We start from the raw sequence: 1,781 nt of genomic DNA on the forward strand, positions 1-1,781 counted from the left end.
CAGGCAGAAATCAACCTGGCGTCAGATGTGAAGGGAGCTGTCAGTGGGTGAATGCGCCACCTCGACTTGGAGGTTGTTGTGGCTGGGCGTTGGACTCCGAAGGATGTGAAGGCTGCTTCGGTGGCGCGGCTTGTTGCAGGCGATGATGTCTGCGAGATTGCTCGGGATGCCGGTGTTGCTGAGGGCACGGTTTATAAATGGGTCAAGCAAGCTGGCGCACTCCCGCCGAAGAAGGCGTTGGCGCGTGAACGCGACCAGCGCATCGACGACGCGGTAGCGTTGGTGACTGCTGGTATGTCGATATCGGATGTGGCCGCGACGTTAGACATGTCACCAGGGGCGTTGTACTGGCGGTTGGTGAGAGTCGGTGCGCTCACCGAACTGCAACAAAAGCCCCGCATCACCCCGCAGCAGAAAGCTGACGCGGTCGAGAGAGTACTAGCGGGTGAACCGGTTGAAAAGGTCGCGACGTCGTTCGACCGGTCTGTGAACACGGTGTATCGCTGGGTGAGGCAAGCACGCCAGGAGAAAGCGGGCGTAAACCGTGATGCGTCACAGCCTGCCAACACGCCGGAGGCTTGCACGGTGAAACCACCTGTGCACAGCAGAGTTGTAGGCGTGCCAGCAGCAATGAAAACACAGGCAGGCCACACCCCTGCCGACCACGCCCGGGACCGTGTAAAAGTCGGCCGCGGAATCCGACTGTCGTTTGAAGACCGCCTGACGATCCAACATGGGTGCAGCCAGGGATTGTCAGCCAGACAGATCGCAACACTTCTGGGGCGTCACCACAGCGTGATCAGCCGGGAAATCGCCCGCAACGGATGGGAAATCATCGACGATGACGGCGAAAGAAAGGTCTTCTACAACGCTCGGCGTGCCCACGCGGGCGCTAAAACGCGTGCGTGCCGGCCGAAGGTGCGCAAGCTTGATAACAGCCCGGCACTTCGCGCTGTGGTGGTGGCATGCCTTGCCCGCCGGTGGTCGCCCGGGCGTATCAGTGTGTGGCTTAAGCACGCTTTCGTCGATGATGAAAGCATGCGAATTTCCCACGAAGCGATCTACAGTGCCTTGTACATCCAGGGCAAAGGCAGTCTGCGCGCCGAGCTTGAAGCGGTGATGAAGACCCAAGATGTGCTCATCCGTGGCGGGAAGCGCCGAAAAGCCCGGCCCCGCAATGCCGGTGTGGCAACCGGTAAGCCATGGATCAAAGGCGCTGAAATCACCCGGCGCAGCTCAGAAGCCGATGACCGGGCAATCCCTGGACACTGGGAAGGCGATCTTGTTATCGGTAAAGGTGGTAAAAGCGCGCTGTTTCCCCTGGTAGAGCGCACCAGCCGCTACACCCTGCTTGGCCATCTGCCCACCGAACACACATCGATGACGGTGATTGAAACGATTCAGCAGATGGTCAAAGACCTCAACGCCGAACAGCTCAAGACCATCACCTGGGACCAAGGCGTGGAAATGGCTGAAACCGCACGTGTGCGCATCAAAGACGGTTGCGAGGTGTACTTTTGTGACCCGCACTCGCCGTGGCAGCGGCCAACCAACGAAAACACCAACGGTGAGATCCGCCGCCGGTTCTACAAGAAAGGCACCGACTTCGCCGAAGTAACCCCCGAGCACGTCGCCTGGGTGCAAAACGAGCTCAACGACACACCACGACAAGTCCTCGGCGGAGCAACCCCACGTGAAATACTCGAGCAACTATTCAAACGTGGCGCATTAACCGCTTGATCCCGCCAAGGTTGTACACCTTTTGGTGGTGACGTTTCCGT

1 protein-coding gene and 1 pseudogene are annotated in these 1,781 nt (G+C 59.3%); both read left to right on the top strand.

Translation table 11 applies throughout. The features are described from left to right. Positions 1–327: 327 nt before the first annotated feature. A pseudogene (locus tag HMPREF3048_RS12455) lies at positions 328–549 on the top strand (transposase); the annotation flags it as partial. Positions 550–630: 81 nt separating this feature from the next. Then, complete coding sequence (locus HMPREF3048_RS12460) at positions 631–1,740, top strand: IS30 family transposase (protein WP_371326154.1); 1,110 nt, start codon at positions 631–633, stop codon at positions 1,738–1,740. The last annotated feature ends 41 nt before the right edge of the window (positions 1,741–1,781 follow it).

The organism is Corynebacterium sp. HMSC075D04, from assembly GCF_001815635.1.
Classification (GTDB): domain Bacteria; phylum Actinomycetota; class Actinomycetes; order Mycobacteriales; family Mycobacteriaceae; genus Corynebacterium; species Corynebacterium coyleae.

Excerpts from the sequence above, each read along its gene's own strand:
- HMPREF3048_RS12460 (WP_371326154.1), top strand. The coding sequence starts at position 631 with ATGAAAACACAGGCAGGCCACACCCCTGCCGACCACGCCCGGGACCGT.